The organism is Streptomyces nanshensis, from assembly GCF_001751255.1.
In the GTDB taxonomy this organism is placed as follows: Bacteria; Actinomycetota; Actinomycetes; order Streptomycetales; family Streptomycetaceae; genus Streptomyces; species Streptomyces nanshensis_A.
Map to the genome: position 1 here is coordinate 20,910 of NZ_LJGW01000248.1, position 18,000 is coordinate 38,909.

At 68.6% G+C, this 18,000-nt stretch carries 15 protein-coding genes and 1 tRNA gene; 5 read left to right on the forward strand and 11 right to left on the reverse strand.

Annotation, left to right across the window (positions count from 1 at the left end; genetic code table 11):
* Positions 1-217: 217 nt before the first annotated feature.
* Positions 218-291, forward strand: a tRNA-Gly gene (locus tag AN218_RS14395).
* Positions 292-458: 167 nt separating this feature from the next.
* Here the strand turns inward: AN218_RS14395 and AN218_RS14400 are convergent.
* From AN218_RS14400 to AN218_RS14430, 7 genes are all read right to left on the reverse strand, one after another.
* Positions 459-1,268, reverse strand: coding sequence for a hypothetical protein (locus AN218_RS14400; RefSeq protein ID WP_070017276.1), 810 nt, complete (start codon positions 1,266-1,268; stop codon positions 459-461).
* A gap of 366 nt (positions 1,269-1,634) precedes the next feature.
* Positions 1,635-2,978, reverse strand: coding sequence for a M14 family metallopeptidase (locus AN218_RS14405; RefSeq protein ID WP_070017279.1), 1,344 nt, complete (start codon positions 2,976-2,978; stop codon positions 1,635-1,637).
* 200 nt (positions 2,979-3,178) lie between these two features.
* Complete coding sequence (locus AN218_RS14410; RefSeq protein WP_070017281.1) at positions 3,179-3,967, reverse strand: class I SAM-dependent methyltransferase; 789 nt, start codon at positions 3,965-3,967, stop codon at positions 3,179-3,181.
* Between the two features lie 304 nt (positions 3,968-4,271).
* The gene (locus AN218_RS14415; RefSeq protein ID WP_070017282.1) at positions 4,272-6,071 is read right to left on the reverse strand and encodes a coagulation factor 5/8 type domain-containing protein; all 1,800 of its coding nucleotides are present in this window, start codon (positions 6,069-6,071) and stop codon (positions 4,272-4,274) included.
* A 360-nt stretch (positions 6,072-6,431) separates the two neighbouring features.
* A complete protein-coding gene (locus AN218_RS14420; RefSeq protein ID WP_079132175.1) occupies positions 6,432-7,388 on the reverse strand; it encodes a septum formation family protein in 957 nt (318 codons plus the stop codon).
* A 222-nt stretch (positions 7,389-7,610) separates the two neighbouring features.
* Entirely contained in the window at positions 7,611-7,961 is a 351-nt protein-coding gene (locus AN218_RS14425) for a hypothetical protein (protein WP_070017285.1), read from the reverse strand.
* A gap of 209 nt (positions 7,962-8,170) precedes the next feature.
* Complete coding sequence (locus tag AN218_RS14430) at positions 8,171-9,652, reverse strand: FG-GAP-like repeat-containing protein (protein ID WP_107421443.1); 1,482 nt, start codon at positions 9,650-9,652, stop codon at positions 8,171-8,173.
* A 210-nt stretch (positions 9,653-9,862) separates the two neighbouring features.
* On the opposite strand from AN218_RS14430, the gene AN218_RS14435 reads away from it, so the two are divergent.
* Positions 9,863-10,114 carry a hypothetical protein gene (locus tag AN218_RS14435; protein WP_141747579.1) on the forward strand — a complete coding sequence of 84 codons (252 nt, stop codon included), beginning with the start codon at positions 9,863-9,865 and terminating at the stop codon, positions 10,112-10,114.
* Positions 10,115-10,528: 414 nt separating this feature from the next.
* Positions 10,529-12,094, forward strand: a complete 1,566-nt coding sequence (locus AN218_RS14440; RefSeq protein ID WP_079132176.1) for an MDR family MFS transporter — start codon at positions 10,529-10,531, stop codon at positions 12,092-12,094.
* Positions 12,095-12,112: 18 nt separating this feature from the next.
* Here the strand turns inward: AN218_RS14440 and AN218_RS14445 are convergent, their stop codons facing one another.
* From AN218_RS14445 to AN218_RS14460, 4 genes are all read right to left on the reverse strand, one after another.
* Entirely contained in the window at positions 12,113-12,634 is a 522-nt protein-coding gene (locus AN218_RS14445) for a GNAT family N-acetyltransferase (protein ID WP_338059615.1), read from the reverse strand.
* A 66-nt stretch (positions 12,635-12,700) separates the two neighbouring features.
* Positions 12,701-13,303, reverse strand: a complete 603-nt coding sequence (locus tag AN218_RS14450) for a dihydrofolate reductase family protein (RefSeq protein ID WP_070017287.1) — start codon at positions 13,301-13,303, stop codon at positions 12,701-12,703.
* Positions 13,304-13,493: 190 nt separating this feature from the next.
* Positions 13,494-13,829: a hypothetical protein gene (locus AN218_RS14455; RefSeq protein WP_070017288.1), complete on the reverse strand. Its 336-nt coding sequence runs from the start codon at positions 13,827-13,829 to the stop codon at positions 13,494-13,496.
* Between the two features lie 230 nt (positions 13,830-14,059).
* Complete coding sequence (locus tag AN218_RS14460; RefSeq protein WP_070017289.1) at positions 14,060-14,512, reverse strand: lamin tail domain-containing protein; 453 nt, start codon at positions 14,510-14,512, stop codon at positions 14,060-14,062.
* A gap of 692 nt (positions 14,513-15,204) precedes the next feature.
* On the opposite strand from AN218_RS14460, the gene AN218_RS14465 reads away from it, so the two are divergent.
* Positions 15,205-16,806: an ABC transporter substrate-binding protein gene (locus AN218_RS14465; RefSeq protein WP_070017290.1), complete on the forward strand. Its 1,602-nt coding sequence runs from the start codon at positions 15,205-15,207 to the stop codon at positions 16,804-16,806.
* 127 nt (positions 16,807-16,933) lie between these two features.
* Positions 16,934-17,983, forward strand: coding sequence for a hypothetical protein (locus tag AN218_RS14470; RefSeq protein WP_070017291.1), 1,050 nt, complete (start codon positions 16,934-16,936; stop codon positions 17,981-17,983).
* The last annotated feature ends 17 nt before the right edge of the window (positions 17,984-18,000 follow it).

Here is an 18,000-nt window from a genome sequence, read left to right on the forward strand (position 1 = left end):
CAAGTAGCTGATCAGCAACTGACCGACGAAAGCCACATTAGGGGATCCATCCGACACCCGACCGTCCGCCTCCCCCGACCCACGCTACGCCCCAACTCCCTTGCCCCGAGGGCCTCCACCCCTCACCGGAGCAGCAAAAAGACCCCTCGCCCTGTGCGGCGGGGGTCACGCATGCGGTAGAGTAACGGCGGCGAAGCCGACGATCGTACGGCTCTACGCGGGTGTAGTTTAATGGTAGAACATGAGCTTCCCAAGCTCAGAGCGCGGGTTCGATTCCCGTCACCCGCTCCAAGACGAAGGCCCAGGTCGAAGACCTGGGCCTTGTTTGTTGTGCGGACTGTTCCGATGGTTCTAAGCGTCGCGTGCCAAGATCAGCCATATCGTCAAAGGCGCACTTGTACTCACCCATTTCGAACACGGCAACCCAACTGAAAGTTGGTGAGATTACCTCACTTGCGTCAGTTCAGGCTTTCCGCCACCGACAGGTAATCGGTGTAGATCTGTGGTGAGCCGGAGAACGAAGCCAACTGCTTCCATTCCTCGTACATCTGCTTCGTGTCCCGATAGGCCTTGGCGAATGCAGCAGCCTCAGGAGTCGCGATGTCCGCATCAGGATAGAACGCATGGAGTGCCTCGAGGCTGGCAATCTCCATCAACACTACATACTGATCCAGCCGGTTTCCGCGCTCGCCTTTCAGCAGGCGGAATTTCCAGTCGGGATAGTCCTCGATGCGATGATGATTTTCAGCGATGAAGCTTTCGAAGGCATCTGCCCGGACGTCGGGGCGCAGCGCGAGATTGTGGATGCCGATCACCCGGGCGACAGGTTCTTCTCCTGGGCTGCGCTCCTGATAACGCGGACCATCGGCGACGGTGCTCTTCTTGTTTTCCGCCAGCAAGCGGTAGTCGGTATAGATCGTGGGCAATTCGCTGAATGTGGCGTATTCCCTCCATTCGCGGACAAGCTCCCGGGCCTCGCGACGATCGCGCCAGAACTGGCGTGCCAATTCTGTTTGATTTCCGTCAGCCGCCAGGTAGCGGTCGCGCTGCCCGGCGTCATCGATTTCGAACAGCATCATGTACTGGCCGGCTCGTTCGCCACGCAGGCCGCGCAGCAGCGTCCAGCGCCATCCGGGGTAGCAGGGTATGTGCACGCCTTTATGGCGAACAAAGGCTTCGAATTGCTCCGGCGTCACGCCGGCCTCGGTATCGATGGCGATGTAGTACAGACTGAAGACCGGCGCGTTCGACGTGGCATGGCGTGGCATTCAATGCTCCATGGATCTCGACTGCTACTGGGCGAATCTGCTCGTCTAAGTCGTATTTGGTTGTTCCGAAGCTCGACAACAAGTCAAGCGCACCCGACATGTTGCCCGAGCAGCGTTGGGGCCGGTCACCATTCGACCGGGCTCCTTGTCTGACATTGCCGCTGCTCAACCCACACCTCCGCCCTGCGGCTCAGGATAGCCCTGAGGAGCGACTCAACACTGCGCGGTCTCACCGCCTGAAGAACTGTCAGCACCCTTGTTGTCCTCTTCTTGGAGCGCACCCGGGCGTTGGGCAGTCCCCGGTGAACGAACGAGGGGTCGGGCGCGTGAAGTACGTGCCCGACCCCTGGCCGCGTCCATGGCGGCTTACTTGTCCTTGCAGTACTTGTCTTCCTTGCCGATGGACCGGTACATGCAGTCGGCGTTCTCGATCAACTGCAGCACCGCGTCCCGGTTGCGGCTCGTCTCGCGCTCGATGACCTCGTCGGGCGGGTAGAAGCCGCCGTCGCCGCTGTCCGTCGGATACATCTCGAAGGTGTAGGCGAAGACCTTCTGGTCACCCCACAGCCAGTCGTCGATCGCTCCGTCCGTGATGTAGAGGTCGCTGGACTGCTCGGCGGTGTATCCGTTGCTCTGACCCATCTTCTTGCCCACGGCCTCGAATGCGTCGTGGTCGTCCTGGGTGAGGCCCTCGGCGGTGTTGTCGTCGGTCCACCCGTAGGGCCAGAGCACCAGTTCGCTGTAGGTGTGGAAGTCGATGGCCGCCTTGAGTTGCTGCTTGCCTCCGACCACCCGGGAGCGTGCGAAGTCGGCGACGACCTTCACCTCCGGTGCGGACTCGCCGGACTTGCCTCGGTAGGTCTCGTCGCCGGGATCGTCCGAAGAGCCGCCGCAGCAGCCGAACTTGAAGTCCCAGTTGCGATTCAGGTCCGTGCCCACTTGATCGGAACCGGAGTTGGGCTGCCGGTTCTTGCGCCAGCTCTCGTAGGAACCGGACTTGATGTCGTACTCGCCGCCGTCCGGATTGAGGTCGGGGACGATCCAGATCTCGCGGCCGTCCACGGCTTTCTTTATCCGCTCGTCCGAGTCGTAGTCCTCGCCGAACTCACGCATCAGGTAGAGCGCCATCTCGACGGTCAAGTGCTCGCGGGCGTGCTGGTGGTGAGTGAAGAGGACTTCGGGCTCGTCCTCGTCCTTCTTGACGTTGTCACTGATCTTGACGGCGATGAGGTCCCGGTCCTCGTGGGACTTGCCGATGACCTTCTTGCTCATGATCTCGGGGTTCTGCTCGATGCGCTTGTCGATCTCTTTCATCGCTTCGGCGTAGGTGTGATAGCCGGAGTCCTCGGGCGGGAAGTCGCCGGGCTTGCGGGCCTGTCCGCCTGTACGGGCAGGGGGCCCGCTCAGCTTCTTCAGCTTGTGCCCGAGCTTGCGCAACTTGCCGGCCTGGGCCGAGTCGGCGCTGACGACCACGGAGTGATCGTGGACTTCGTCCAGGGAGACACCGGTGGCGGCGAGTGCCGTACGGTCGGCGACGCTGGAGGGCCCGTGGATCTCGTACTGCCTGATGTCCTTGTCCGCGGCCGTCTTGGACGGCGGGCCCGAGGGAGAGGCGGTGGCGTTCGCGGTGGCTATGAGCGCCCCCGTGAGAACCACCGCCAGCAGGGCGATGAGGGTTCTGGTCGGTTTTCGAGATATTCGAAGTCGCATTGCAGACTCCTGGATTGGGAGGTGGGGGGTGCCCCGAAGCGCCCGGATGGCGTCCGCGCGCTTCAGGTCTGGCGATGCGTGTCGTGCGTAGATCCTGACTCAGAACAAGCTGTGGAACAGCTTGTTGGGGGAACCGGCCATCGGGTCCTGGACCTTCTCGCTCATCTGTACCGGAACGCAGCGGCCCGTTGTCCGGAGTATCAAGCCGGCTTGCGGCCCCAGGCGGTGATCATCGGTGCGAGCATCAGGTCCAGGTCGCCGTGGGCGAGATTCGCGAGATGCGTCTCGATCTCTTCGGGCGTCGCCAGTTCCGCGGCCAGGAGTCGGTCGCGGACGTGATGGACCGTGGCCGCCTCCAGGACCGTGCACGCGCGTGACGCGACGGGGAAGTAGGCCTCGGCCCCCACGTCCGTCAGGTCTGACTCACGCAGCAGCCGGGGCAGCGTGCGACCGTACGCGAGGTCCGCCCCGCGCTCGGCCATCAGCGTGCGCATCCGGGATCGCAGCCGGTTCGCCAGCACTTCGCCGGGGCCGCGTTCGTCCGGGCAGGCCAGTGGTTGCAGGGCTGGGTCCCCGTCCTCGATCACGAGCCATCCGCCCGGCCGGAGCGCATCGATCATGACCCGCATCGCGGCCGCGCGATCCTTCAGGTGGACCAGGACCAGGCGGGCGTGGACCAGATCGAACGTCTCCGCCGGCGGTGGGTCGCCGATCACGTCGTGCCGACGTACCTCGAGCGCGCCGCCGGCGGCAGGCTCCGCCCACGACACGTCGATGTCCGTGGCCAGCACCCGGCCGCCGGCCCCCACGCGCTCCGCCAGGCCGCGCGGCACCGAGACGCCGCCGGCGCCGACCTCCCAGCACCGCCATCCTTCACCGAGCCCGAGGTCGTCGAGGTGACGAAAGGTCCACGGGTCGAACAACTCGGCGAGCGCCGCGAACCGTTCGCCGGCCTCCGGGCGACTGTTGTCGAGCAGATAGCGGTTCACTGCACCAGTATGACCCGGTCAACAGCAGTCCATCGAGGTCGGCAACCAGACCGACGTGACGGCGGATGCTCCCGGTCGGCGACTCAACTGCGCGTGCGGACGCGGTGGTTCCTAGCGCAGAGCGCGGGTTCGACTCCCCTCACCCGCTCTCAAGGTCTTGCACCAGCGCCGCACTTGAAGGCGCGTCGCCGTCCTTGTGCGCCGCCTTCTTCGGCTCGGAGACGGGAAGAGGCCGCACCGCGATGCGGTACGGCCTCTTCCCTTGTGCCACCGGTCCGGGCGGCGCGGTCCGCCGCGGGCGGGGTCAGGGGAAGGACGTCACGGTGGACGGCTTCGTGTCCTCGCCCGAGGTGGGGTCGCCGGTCTTGTTGATCACGTGCTCGTACTGGCCCTTGCCGCCGAGGGAGACGACGCACAGGTTGTGCAGTTTGACGCCTTCCTTCTCCGGCGCCTCGAAACCGTGCCCCTGACGGATCTTCGGGTCCACGTTGTAGAAGCAGTAGCTGCCGAGGCCCCAGCCTTCGTGCGTGGTCACCTTGTCGTCGATGCGGTAACCGGCGAAGCCCTTGGTGTCGCCGTTCTGGATGGCCTCCTGGTTGGGAGCGTCGTACGCCTTCTCGTTCTGGAAGAAGATCGTCCGGCCTTTGTCGCCGTGCCAGTCGACGTCGTACTTGTTGAAGTGCTCGACGAACAGACCGGTCGCCAGCACGGAGTCGCCGTTGACGCGGACGCCGTAGTCGGCCCGGTTGGTCTCCCAGCCGACGCCGTCACCGTGGTCGGCGCGCCAGACCCAGACGTGGTCGACGATGGTGTCGTTGCTGTTGACGACCATGCTGGTGGTGGCCTTGCCGACGCCGGCGCCGCCGATCCGGACGAACACGTCCTGCACCGACGTCGGGTTGCCGGAGTGGTCCTTCGACGCGCCCTTGGGGCCGACTTCCAGGAGGGTCTCGGAGTTCTCCTTGCCGGCGTCGATGAGGATGCCGGCGAGCCGTACGCCGTCCACGTCGGCGACCTTCATGGCCGTGGCGCCGCCCTGGGGGACGAGGGTGGCGTAGCCGAGGCCGAGGACGACCGTGTTCTCCCGCTTGATCTCGACGGGCGCGTCGACCTTGTAGATGCCGGGCGTCAGCAGCAGATGCAGACCCTGCTCCAGGGCGGCGTTGAGCGTCTTCGCGTCGTCGTCGGGCTTGGCCACGTAGAACTTGTCCAGCGGCAGCGACTCGCCCTTCGGCGTCCCGCTGTCCCAGGTGGTGCCGCTGGACTCGGTGCGCTTGGCGGGGACGAAGACCTTGTAGTCCTTGCCGTCCAGGTAGAGGAAGGGCTTCTCGCGGGAGATCGGGGTGGTCTTGAGGACGGTGTAGGGCGGGTCCGGATACGACGCCGCCGGGGCGCCGTCGACCCCGGAGAAGACCATGTTCCAGACGGCGTTCTTCCACTTGCCGACCGAACTGTCGCGTGTATACCACTGCTGCTGGGAGTACGGCCCGACTTCTCCGTCGATACGGCTGTCCGCGATGTAGCCGCCGCTGGCCCAACCGTAGCCGTCGGGGGCCAGGTTGAGGCCGCCCTTGACGTGCATCCGGCGGAACGGGGCGGCCTGGGAGACCGCCCACCGGTTGGTCCCGTTCTTGGGGACGAGGGCGAGGTTCTCCGCGGAACGCCAGAAGTTCTGCGTCGCGTTGCCGTCGAACCAGCCGGCGTCGACCGTCACGTCACCGTTGATGGTCGTGTCGTCGGGCGACAGGCCGAGGCCCATGATCGAGGTGTAGAAGCCGAGTTGAGCGTTGAGGCCGCTGTACTTGCCCGGCTTGAAGAGAAGTGCGTACCTCCCCTCGTCGAACTGGGCCTTCTCCTGCTTCTTGAATATCTCGTCGAGCTTGTCCTGAATCCCGGCCGTGTCCGGGTCGAAGACCAGCACGTTCGGGCCGAGGTCGCCGCCGCCGGGAAGTTTCTTGGCTGCGGGCGCGCCTGACGCCAGGGACGGGAGCGTCGCCGCGAGCCCCGCGGCGGCGGGGACCGCGACGGCCGCCGCTCCGAGAACCTTGCGACGTGAAGGCCCCGAAGAGGGGCCGTCGTTGGCGTCTGTGGGGGGATTGGGCATGGGGCTCTCCTAGTTCAGAGAGTGAACGATGGTGGGGGATGAGAGCGCTCTCTTGCCCGGCTCATGTTCATGGTGTGTGCACAGGGCGTCAAGTGATCCGGGCTACACCCCAGGAATTCCAGCCGAAGCGCGTCAAGTGGGGCTTCAAAGGTGGTGATGGGCAGGTATACACCGCTAGTTGGTGGTTCGGCGTAGGGGGAATTGCCCCAGAGATGCTGGAATGCGCGAACGCGGCGCTGAGGAGGCGCAGTTCTGGGGAGTGCCGGTGTCTCAGACTCTTGTGGGCGGGCCTGGCCCGGGCGAGCACCGCCCCGGTGCGGTGCAGCATGCGCAAGGTCGTGGACGGCGGCCCGAGTCCGGTCAGCGGCCCCTCAAGGTGCCCGAGTGCGGCTTCTTCGAGACGGCGTAGCAGACGGCGGTGTGGTGTTCGCCGGACCATTGGTCGAGGCTGGGCATGAGCCAGTGTGCCTGGACGCCCGGCTTGTCGCCGCCGAGGTACTTCTTGACCGCCTTCGGGCAGTGATCCTTGGTCCGTTGGACCATCTTCTCGACGCTGGGCGGCGGGCCGTCGGGGTCACCGAGGTCTACGACTCCGGGGACGGCTTCGGTGCGGTGCGGCTCGTCGCAGGGGATGATGTCGTTCGGCCCTCCCGGTTTCGTCTCGTCTTTGATACATGCCTGAAGACTGCCGAGACCGTGAGCGAGACCGGCGTACAGCGAACCCTCGCGGCGCACAGGGTCGTCCTTCGGCCCGCGTTCGGACGCCAGGCAGGCGAACCACCGGTCGCCGCGGCTCCACTGCTTCTCCGTCGGCCAGAAGGCCACCGCGTCGAGTCGGCTGGCCTCCCACTCCAGGCCGCCGTCCAGATATCCGGGTGCGGCGGCGTCGCAGCGAGGAGAGGCGTACTCGTCGACCGGCGGCGGATAGTCGCCCGGCACATCCGACGCGAACGACTCCGACTTCATCACCTCGTACTCGTGCGGCCGATCGCATCTCACCTTCGTCACGCTGTCCTTGACCTCCAGGCAGTCACCCGGCCGGTACGGGCCTACGCCCGTGCGTTCCGGCCGAGGAGAAGGACTGGCCGAGGATTTCCCGGCTGCGACGGAGGGTGTGCCGCCGTCCTTCGCGGCACCCTCCGGCGCCGCACCTTCCGACGTGCAGCCCGTGAGGATGAAGACAGTGAGCAACAGCGCGGCGCGGCCACGACGAGAAGTACGGCGCATGACGTCCCTCCTGAACTTTCCGGTGTGCATCGAGCCGCGCCCGTCCCCGACGACGGCGCCCCGATGTCCGGTACTCATGCGACAACGCATCCACCCTGTTCAGCAGCCCCTCCCGGCACGGTGAACGCAGAAATCACCGCCCGGCGGGGCCGGTTGGGCGGGTGCCGCGGCTGCGACGCCCGCGACGCCCGCAGCGCTCAGCGTCGCCCGTGCCGCCGCCCCCGCGCCGGGCTTCCTGTCCGGTACGGGGGCGGGGCGGTGTCGCAGCGGCAGCGCTAGCGTGCCGTGGACTTCACGGGCTGCTGAACGCCGTCAGCCTTCCTCCCAGTTGATGCTTCCGACGCCCGTGCTGGACTCACCGCAGCGGTACTGGACCCAGCCCTTCTCGCCCGGGTTCACCGTGATCCAGTCGCTCTTTCCGTCCAGGCCCGTACCGCACACCACGACCGCACGGAACGCGATGGTGACGTTGGTGGGGTTGGTGCAGTCGACGAAGGCGTCCCTGCCTTCGGCGCGCGTCGTACAGGCCAGGGCGTTCTTCGGCGTGGGACCTCCGTCCGCGGCGTGTGCCGTCGAAGCGCCGGCCAGGGGAAGTGCCGCGATCGCGCCCACGATCGCGCCACCGGCCAGAAGACGCTTGAGGTTGGTCCGCATTCCCGTCATGGAATCTCCCTGCTCGACAGGCGGGCCCTCGGCGGGCCCACGGTGCGTGTGGCTTACGGTTCGAGCCCAGCACGCCGCTGTCGTGTTCATCAGCTCGTCGGTGAGGGATGAACAGCGAGGAGTACATCGAGTGCTCCGGCAGGGAATCGAGTGCTCCGGCAGGGAGGGGTCGGCCCAACGACCGGACGGCGGGCCGACGTTGGGAGTGCTCAGCGGCTCGTCAGTGGGCTGCCGTACTTCTGGGCGGTGGACAGGTACGGGAGGCCGAGCGTGCGGGGTGAGAAGGCCGTCGCGTTGCGGGACGAGCCACTCGGGAGGAGCCAGGCGGCGCCCAGGGAGGCGTTCTCGCCGGGGGAACCGGCCGTGACGTCCGGGACGCCGTCGGCGTTGTAGTCGCCCGCGGCGACCGCCGTGCCGAAGGCGTCGTTCGCCTCGGCGACGCCCGGGACGCCGGACGTGTCCTGGTTCCACGTGACGGACGTGGCAGTGCCGTCGGCGTCGAGCAGGCCCCGCGCGCCGCCGTGGAGCAGCCAGGCGGCGCCCGCCCCCGCTCTGCTTCCGATGGCCTCGCCGGGGGCGCCCGCGATCAGGTCGTCGCGGCCGTCGCGGTCGACGTCGGTGACGGCGAGGGCCGCGCCGAAGCGGTCGCCGTTCTCGGCCACGCCCGGGACGCCCGCCGTGTCCTGGTTGAGGGTCTGCGCGCGGCTGCCGAACGAACCGTCCGCGGAGCTTCCGTAGTGGACGTGGACGCCGCCGCCCTTGGCCAGCTTTTCGGGGCCGCACGGGTCGTCGATGTTCTCGTCCGCGATCTCACGGCACTCGCCGAGCGCCAGGTCGTCGTGGCCGTCGCCGTCGAAGTCGCCGGCGGCCAGGGCGGTGACGCCGGCGTTGTCCGTGTTCCAGAAGTTGGCCATCGCGGACCGCTCGGCGTCCCACTTCCACAGCCGTACGTGGGACTGCGTGCTGGGGGCGCCCGCGGTCCAGTACGCCACGGCCAGGTCCGCCGTGCCGTCGCCGTCGAAGTCGCCCGTGGCCAGGACGGGGGCGCGGCCGCCCGTCGGAGCGGCGACGACGGTGGTGACCATGCTGTCCTCGCCCTGGGCGACGCGGGCGACGACCTTGTCCGTACCGCCGATCACGATCTCCTTGTTGCCGTCGCCGGTCAGATCGGCCGCCGCGACCGATCTGCCGTACGCGGCCGACGGCGACGGCCCGCTGAGGACCGACGACCCCGGCCCCGGGCCGTTCTTCGCTCCGCCGACGGCGATGACCAGGCCCGCGTCCTTACCGCGGTCGGTGACGTCCTCGCCGGGGGCGCCCGCGAGGAGTTCCGCGATGCCGTCCCCGTTGAGGTCGGTGAGGGCCACGGACGCGCCGAAGCGGTCGCCCGCCTCCGGCGTACCGGGAACTTCGGGCGTGGACTGGGTGACACGGATGCTTCCGTGTGCGCCGACGCCCTTCGGGCCGCCCCAGACGACGTTCACATAGCCGGCCTTGGCGTGGCCGCCGACGGTGCCGTCCGGGACGCCGACGGCGAGGTCCGCGTAGCCGTCGCCGTTGAAGTCGCTCGTGGCGGTACGGGGTGCGGTGGCGGTGGCGGTGGCGGTGGCGCCGGACGGGAACACGAACCCGGCGGTGACCGCGGTGGCGGCTGCGACGGCGCAGGTCAGGATGCGGCGGCTGTGTCTCACGGAGGCTCCCCTTCGGTCGACGGCGTCCGGGATGTCTGGTGTGACCGTCGAGGGGCGGAGCTGGTTGTACGGGGTTCACTGCGGCTTCGCCGGGGCGGGAGGTGCTCCAACGGGCCCGGGGCTCTTGGCAGTCGGCCGCAGTCGGCCGCAGCAGGCGTCGTCGCCGACTGTCTCGCCGCGGCTCACCACGCAGGATCTAGGCTCGTCCCCATGACTCAAGGGGATATGCGCTACGGGCGCTGTGGGGCGTGCGGCGGCGGCGAGGTGTACCGGGGCGAGTACGTGGCGCAGTCCGGGCTCCGCGCGACGGGAGCGGGCAAACTCGGTTCGAAGCAGCCGGTGTTCGACGCCTACGTCTGCGCGGCCTGTGGACATACGCAACTGCATGTGCAGTTGGACGCGAAGATGGCCTCGCACATCCGGAACAAGTTCGACTGGATACCGCCCAAGAAGACTCTGTGACGGCTTCCGGCGCCGTGCGGGAGGGGCTGGTCGTACGGCAGGGACTACAGGTGCATGCCGTTCACCGAATCGATCACTGAACCCGGCGTGGACAGGATCCATCTGCCGCATTCCGTGGGCGCGATGAGGATCCCGAAGACCATGACGATGAGGACCGTCATCCGCTCATCCGATCGCTTCCTTGCCTGAGTACGCCGCTGTCATCGCACGGCTCCGTGCGACGGCCCCGGACAGCCCTCCCCCGCCGCGCCCCCAAAAAATCCGGAGGAGATCCGTTCGGCTATCGGGAAGACTCGGGCCGAACGATGAGTTCTGCCAGGTGTGCCGGTCGGTACCGGCGCCCATGTCCACGTCCGTGCCGGCGGCCCCTTGGCTGCCTGGTGACCGTGACCAGGAATCCGAGTAGGTGCCGCGATGTCAGCGATCCAGGAACGACCGGCCGTGCGGGCGGGCCGTACACCGACGGTGGTGCGGCTGCTGGTGCTGGCCACGTTCGTGGTGATTCTCAACGAGACCATCATGATCAACGCCATTCCGCGGCTGATGGAATCGTTCCGCGTCACCGAGCAGTCGGCGCAGTGGGTGTCCACGGCGTTCATGCTCACCATGGCCGTCGTCATCCCCGTCACCGGCTGGTTCCTTCAACGCGTCACCACGCGCGGGGCCTATGCGATAGCCATGGGCGTCTTCCTCGCGGGCACGCTGCTGTCGGCCGTCGCGCCGTCCTTCGAGGTGCTGCTGCTCGGCCGGATCGTGCAGGCCGCGGGCACCGCCGTGATGATGCCCCTGCTGATGACGTCGCTGATGATCGTGGTGCCGGAGCAGGACCGGGGCCGGGTGATGGGCGACGTCACCCTGGCGATCTCGGTGGCGCCCGCGCTCGGTCCCGCGGTGTCCGGGCTGATCCTCCAACTCGGCTCCTGGCGGCTGCTGTTCGTGGTCGTACTGCCGATCGCGGCCCTCGTGACGGTGTTCGGGCTGCGCCATGTGGAGAACGTCGGCGATCCGCAGGTCAGCTCGATCGACTGGTTCAGCGTGGGCGCGGCGGCGCTCGGCTTCGGCGGTCTGGTGTACGGCCTGAGCCTCTTCGGCGACAGCGACGGCAGGGTCGGGCTCAGCACCGGCATCGTCGTCGCCGGGGCCGCGACGATCGCGGTCTTCGTCTTCCGCCAGCTCGCGCTGCAACGCCGCGGTGTGCCGCTGATGGATCTGCGCATCCTCGGGCACCGTACGTACACCCTGTCCCTGATCCTCATGTCCGTCGGGTTCCTGGCGATGCTCGGCTCGATGATCCTGCTGCCGCTGTATCTCCAGAACCTGCGCGGGCTCAGCCCGTTGGAGACCGGACTGCTGTTCATGCCGGGCGGTCTGGCCATGGGGCTGCTGGGGCCGAGCGTGGGGAAGCTGTTCGACCGGTTCGGCAGCCGGCCGCTGGTGCTGCCCGGTTCGATCGCCACGCTGCTCGCCCTCGTCGGGTTCACGCAGGTCTCGATGACGATGCCGTACTGGCAGGTGCTCGCACTGCACGCGCTGCTGATGGTCAGCCTGGCGGCGACGTTCACGCCGGTCTTCACGCTCGGCATGGGCGGGCTGCCCCCGCATCTGTACTCGCACGGCAGCTCCATGCTCGGGACGTTGCAGCAGGTCGCGGCGGCGTTCGGGACGGCGCTCGTGGTGACCGTGATGTCCGCGCGCGCCGGCCATTTGGTGGCGGACGGCGTCGCCGCCGTACCCGCCCAAGTGAGCGGTATGCGGCTGGCGTTCGGGGTCGCGGCCGTCCTCGCGCTGGTGACGGTCGCCGTCGCGGCGAAGCTGCCGCAGCGGGTCGCGGACGCCGGTACGGAGCAGCACCGGCGCCGGCACGAGCACGGCGGCGACGCACCGGACCCGGCCGCCGCCGACGAGGCCGGCCAGACCGGCGAGGCCGACGCGCAGCAGCACGGCGCGGCGGCGACGGTGAACAGCGAGGCGGGCGCCTGACGTTCGGCCCCTGGGCGGTCAGGGGAGTCCGGCCTCCCGTGGCCGGGAGATGTCGTTCTGGAGCAGCCGCTCGGACACGGCGAACCCGCTGCGTTCGTACGCCGGGATCGCGCGGTCGCTGGAATGCACGACGAGGCGCTCGATTCCCAGCTCACGCGCCTGTGCCAGGACCGCTGCGATGAGCCGTCCGCCGAGGCCGGCCCGGCGCTCTTCCGGTACGACGTACACGCACTGGACGTCGCCGGAGGAGCGCTCGACGGCGCCCGGATGCGGGACGCGATGGGTGATCGCCAGCCACGCCATGCCGATCACCGTTCCGCCGCGGAGCAGGACCGTGCACCGGTGGGAGTCCGCGTTCTGCCGCGCCCAGTCCACGAAGCGGCGTACGAACTCCCCCTGGGACACCGCGGGCACGCGCCCGGTCTCCTGCCACCACCGCCACCGGAGTTCGGCGACGACAGGCAGATGTTCCGGGCGCGCGGTACGAAGAGCGACGGTTCCGTCCACGTCCCCAGCCTGCCCCAGCGGGCCGCCGGGCACCGGCCGCTTCCGCTCTCCGCCGTGCAATCGGCGGGCGGTACGCGGCAGTTGTGCGGGGACCGGCGGTCAGGAACGCACGGCGTACGTGATGTGCGTGGCGTTCGGGGAGACGCGGACGTCGCGTTGGACGAGCCGGCGGTGGTGGCAGGCGGTCAGCAGCGGGGTGCCCGAGCCGAGGAGCAGCGGGGCGAGATGGATGAGCAGTTCGTCCGCCAGTGCCTGGTCGACGCACTGGCGGACCACGTCGGCGCCGCCCATCACGTAGACGTCCCTGTCGCCCGCCGCGGTCCTGGCCTGGTCGATCGCCGAGGCCGGGCCGTCGGTGACGAAGGTGAAGTTGAGATCGAGGTCGAGATCGTGACGCGTTCGTTCCGGCGGCGCGTGGGTGACGACGAAGAACCGCGGCCTGGTGGCGAACCGGCCGCCGTAGCCCATCTCGTCGCTCCAGCCGTACGGCCCGTCGACGACGTCGAACAGGCGGCGTCCCATCACCACCGCGCCCGGTGCCTGCGCGACCTCCCGCAGCACGTCCCCGTCGACCCCGTCGTCGCTCGTCACCCAGGCGTGCAGGGACTCGGCTCCCCGGCCCAGGCCCCGTTCCGGGCCCGGGTCGGGTCCGGTCACGAACCCGTCGAGCGACATCGTGATGTCCGCGACGACCTTCGCCATGGGCTGCTCCTCGGTCCGGCAGGCGGGGTGGGTACGGGGTAGACCACTCCCCGCGCCGGAACTCATCGCCCGCCCCTCGCGCCCGGCCCCGTGCGCACCCGCGCGCCCGCGCGCGCAACCGCGCACCCGCAACGGAACGGCCCTCCGGAGGTGTCCCTCCGGAGGGCCGATCGGTCACACGCGCGTCAGGTCAGACGTTCCCGGACCAGATGAACCGCGGTGAGTTCTCGACGTCACCGGTGATCTCGTACCAGATGTTCCCCGCCGAGTTCGTGCACCGGTAATACCCCTTGACCCGCTCGCCCTTGGCGAGGTAGCCGACGACCTTCGAGCTGGAGCTCAGGCCGACGTGGACCGCGGTGCGACGATCGGTCACCCCGGTCCGGCCCCACTCCTCGCACTTGAACGCGCCCTTGGTGGCCACCTGGCCGGACGGTCCCGCCGAGTCGGCGGCGGCCACGCCACCACCGGTGAGGACCGTGCCGAACGCGAGAAGCGCGGCAGCGCAGGCGATTTGACGCCGCATGGGCTCTCCTTCCCCCTGTGTTCGTGAGACGCCCCACGGGCTGCTGCCCGCTGCGGGCCTCTCGTTGATCGCGATCATTATCGCCCAGCCCGCGTCGGCCCGCCTCTGATTAAACGGCGGGGCGGGACCGGCCCGCCGGCTCAACTCCGGTGCGTACGGGGGAACTCGGCACCTTCGAGCGACGGCGGGCCGTTCCGGCGAGGGCGGCGTACGTGAGCGGTGGGGGCGGCTCAGCACATCTTGTAGTCGGCGCGGGTGGAGTTGTAGGAGCAGGAGTCGCGCAGCGCGCCCGAGGGCTTGTAGAGGCTCGCCTTGTCCTTGCCGTTGTTCCAGACGTACCAGGAGCGGCCCATGTACAGATGGCCCGCGGACTTGGTGCCCTTGCCCGTGTGGACCTTCACGGTCTTGCCCGCGCTGATCCGGTAGGACGGGAAGGTGTACCGGTGGTTGGAGGCGTCCTTGAGGGTGTGGCCCTTCATCTGGAACGCCGAGCCGGTGCTGTTCCTGATCTGTACGTACTCGGCGTTCAGGCTGCTGTTGCCGCCGCGGTCGCTGCCGGGGCTGTCGTAGTACACCTTGTAGATGTGGACCGAGCCGGCGGCCTGGGCCGGTGCGGTGGCCAGGGCTGTTCCGGCCACGCAGGCCAGGGCGGCAGCGGCTGCCACGGTACGGATTCTGGGCATGGTGCGTCCCTCGGTGTTCGGGCCGGACTCCCCACCGGGTCCGGAAGAAGCTCAGAATACGGTCAACTCCGGCACAGGGAACGGCAGTTACGAAACCGGTACAGACACTCGGACTCCGCCCACCGAGTACGACCGAGCCGCGCATCACCCTGCACGAGCCGCGCCTCGCTCCCGTACGCGCCCCGCATCACTCCCGTACGAACGCGAACATCCGGCCCTCCGCGAGGAGTTCACGCCCCTCACCGAAAACAGCGGCCGAAAACAGCCGTTCGCCTTTCTGCTTTCGCGCCGGACTTGCCCGAACTGTGATGTCGGGAAATCGCTGCAAGCATCCTGAAATCGCGATCAGAACCTTGTGAGAGTAGGCACGGCTCCCGTGTCATCCGGTGCCCGCTGGTGCAGACTGAAGAACGAACTCGCCCCCACGGCACCGGAGTTGATGCAGTGAGGTCAGTCAATGGACGAGTCGCCGGCAGCCTCCCCGTACGCACCGGGGACGCCGGGCCGGCGGACACGCGAACCGCGAGTGATTACGCCCGAACCTGTCCACTGACGTGCCATTCGCTCCGGCGTCCGCATTCCGGTGCATTCCGCGCCGTCCCATCGCGCATTGTCACCGCGGAAGTTACAACATCTCTCTGCGCCATTCGCCTCTGCGACAGACTCTTGCCGGACGAAGGAGGGCGCCGACCATGAAGCGCAGGAGTCTCACCTCGCCCGCACTGGCCGGGCTGCTCGCCTCGGTGCTCGTCGCGTGCAGCGGCGGCGTGGACGGAACGGGGGACAAGGGGAAGGCCATCGTCATCGGTACGACGGCGCGCATCGCGGTCACCGAGGACACCCCGGCGCCCTTCGACCCGGCGGCCTCCTACGACCTCAACTCCTGGAACCTGATGCGCAATACGTTCCAGACGCTGCTGCGTCCGCCGCGTTCGGGCACCGAGCCGGTCGGGGACGCCGCCGAGAAGTGCGGCTTCGCCGACAACCGGGACGACGAGTACCGCTGCGAACTGCGGGACGGTCTGACCTTCTCCAACGGGCACGAACTCAGCGCGGAGGACGTCGCGTTCTCCGTCCGGCGTCTGCTGCGTATCAACTCGCGTAGCGGCCCCGCGTCGCTGCTCAGCAACGTCGACACGGTCGAGGCCGACGGCGGCCGCAGGGTCGTCTTCTATCTCAAGAAGCCCGACGCCACCTTCCCGTACAAGCTCGCCACCCCGGCCGCCGCGATCGTCGACAGCGAGACCTATCCCGCCGACCGCCTCGTCAAGAGCTTCAAGGGGACCACCTCGGGCCCGTACGTCATCGACGACTTCGACACCCGCAAGCACCGGGTGCTCCTCTCCCGCAACCCGGACTACCAGGGCGGCTCCGAGCCGAAGAACAACAAGGTGGAGCTGCGCTTCTTCGGCTCGGCGGAGTCCCTGCAGAAGGCGATGGACTCCGGCGACGTCGACATGATGAACCGCGGTCTGTCCTCCCGGTACATCGAGCGGCTGGAGTCGGACCAGGACAGCCGCATCCGGCTCGTCGAGCAGCCGGGTCAGGGAGTGCAATACCTCGTCTTCGACACGAAGGACAAGACGGTCGGACGGCAGGCGGTGCGGCAGGCGTTCGCGCAGGTCGTCGACCGTAAGCAGCTCGTGGGCGACGTGTACGAGCGTACGGCCGAGCCGCTGTACTCACTGGTCCCCGGCGGGCTGCTGGGGCACAAGAACTCCTTCTTCAACGAGTACGGCGAGCCGGACGTGAAGGCGGCCAAGCGCACCCTGCGCAAGGCCGACGTGAAGACCCCGGTGAAGATCACGCTGCACTACGCGCAGGTCGGCCGTGGCGGCTCGGCGGCCAACGAGTTCGCGGTGCTGAAGAAGCAGCTCAACGAGTCCGGGCTGTTCGAGGCGACGGTCAAGGGCGAGCCGCCGACGTCGTACAGCTCGGCGTCGTTGCAGGGCAAGTACCAGGTGTACGGCTTCGGTTGGCTGCCGGACTTCCCGGACGCGGACAACTTCATCGCCCCCTTCCTGGAGAAGGAGAACGTCCTCAACACCGCGTACAGCAACAAGGAGATCCGGGACGAGCTGATACCGCGGACCCGGCGCGAGCCCGACCGCGCCGACGCCTCGGACAGCTTCGCCCGCGCGCAGGACATCGTCGCCGGCGACGTGCCGGTGCTGCCGCTGTGGCAGGGCAAGAGTTTCGTCGCGGCCCACGACGACATCACGGGGGTGGAGTGGGCGCTCAACTCCTCGTCGCTGCTTCAGCTTTGGGAGCTGGGGCGCGGGGTGAGCAGCTAGCGGGCGGCACTGCGGGAAGGGGCCTCCGATGGCCGCTTCCCGCCCGGGGCGGGGCCGCTCCGACCAGGGCTTACGGGCCGGTCGGCCCGCGCGCGCGGAGTGGCGTTCCGCGTGCTGTACTGGCGGGGTGAACCGCAAGCACACGCCGTCGTCGTCGGCGTCGTCCCTGCGTACCGGGCGGTCCGGGACTGCCGGACGGGCCGCGGGCCCCGATGAGGCGGAGGCCGCGGCCGAGCGCCGCCGGGTCCGCCTCATGATCGAGATCACCGCGCGGGCGGGCGCGTACCGGAAGGGCCTGCTGGCGGCGGTCGCCCGCCTCAGCTCCGAGGAGGCGACGATCCTCGCCGACCTGGAACGCAACGGCTTGCAGGTGCCGCAGCTCCACGACGTGCTGTGCGGCGGCCACGTCCTGGTGGACGATCCGCAGCTCTACGACGCCTGGCGCACGGCCGACGGCAGCAGACCGCGCCTCTCCAGCCACCACCGGGACATCGACAAGGACCGCTACCCCGACATCGGGATGCGCGGCGACGTGGTGCGGGAGAAGCTGCACGGGCGTACGGCGCAGGGCACCTGGGTCCAACTGGAGAAGACGCCCGCGGCGTTCGGGGAGCGCAAGCTGCCCACCGTGAACGATCTGCGGCACCTCGCCGACTACGTCGTCTACCGGATGACCCGCAGCAACGTCGGTCCCTGGGGCCTGTCCCGGCAGACCGAGCGGCGTCCCATGTATCTCTCGCCCGCGCTGGCGGTGCCGACGTCGCTGACGCCGCCGGTCGCCCGCTCGCTCACCCGGGCGCTGCGCAGGATCGAGGCGGACGACGATGTCACCGCCGTCTCACGGGACTTGGCGGACCGCTTCCCGCCGCCGGACCGCGCCGACCTCGCGGGGGAGCTGGGCGCCTCGCTCTCCGGCCGGGCCGGACGGGGACTGTTCGGCAACTCCGACGTATGGCTCACGCAGACGCCGTCGCGCGACGCGGCGGAGGTGCTGAGCCGGGCCGCCGGGCCGCCGCCGGTGGAGACGGAGAGGTGGCTACGGGAGGACCGGACGGACGGGTCCGGCCGGTCGGACGGAGCGGCCAAGTCCGGCCGGTCGGACGGAGCGGACCGTGCGGAGGGGACAGCGCGAGCAGGAGAAGGACAGGGACCGGAGGGAGAGGCTTCCCAATGCTGAAGTCAAGCCGCCGCTGT

Bases quoted from the DNA above. Each gene is read 5' to 3' on its own strand.
- AN218_RS14400 (WP_070017276.1), bottom strand. From the start codon at position 1,268: ATGCCACGCCATGCCACGTCGAACGCGCCGGTCTTCAGTCTGTACTAC.
- AN218_RS14405 (WP_070017279.1), bottom strand. From the start codon at position 2,978: ATGCGACTTCGAATATCTCGAAAACCGACCAGAACCCTCATCGCCCTG.
- AN218_RS14415 (WP_070017282.1), bottom strand. From the start codon at position 6,071: ATGCCCAATCCCCCCACAGACGCCAACGACGGCCCCTCTTCGGGGCCT.
- AN218_RS14420 (WP_079132175.1), bottom strand. From the start codon at position 7,388: ATGCGTTGTCGCATGAGTACCGGACATCGGGGCGCCGTCGTCGGGGAC.
- AN218_RS14425 (WP_070017285.1), bottom strand. From the start codon at position 7,961: ATGACGGGAATGCGGACCAACCTCAAGCGTCTTCTGGCCGGTGGCGCG.
- AN218_RS14435 (WP_141747579.1), top strand. From the start codon at position 9,863: ATGACTCAAGGGGATATGCGCTACGGGCGCTGTGGGGCGTGCGGCGGC.
- AN218_RS14440 (WP_079132176.1), top strand. From the start codon at position 10,529: ATGTCAGCGATCCAGGAACGACCGGCCGTGCGGGCGGGCCGTACACCG.
- AN218_RS14450 (WP_070017287.1), bottom strand. From the start codon at position 13,303: ATGGCGAAGGTCGTCGCGGACATCACGATGTCGCTCGACGGGTTCGTG.
- AN218_RS14455 (WP_070017288.1), bottom strand. From the start codon at position 13,829: ATGCGGCGTCAAATCGCCTGCGCTGCCGCGCTTCTCGCGTTCGGCACG.
- AN218_RS14460 (WP_070017289.1), bottom strand. From the start codon at position 14,512: ATGCCCAGAATCCGTACCGTGGCAGCCGCTGCCGCCCTGGCCTGCGTG.
- AN218_RS14465 (WP_070017290.1), top strand. From the start codon at position 15,205: ATGAAGCGCAGGAGTCTCACCTCGCCCGCACTGGCCGGGCTGCTCGCC.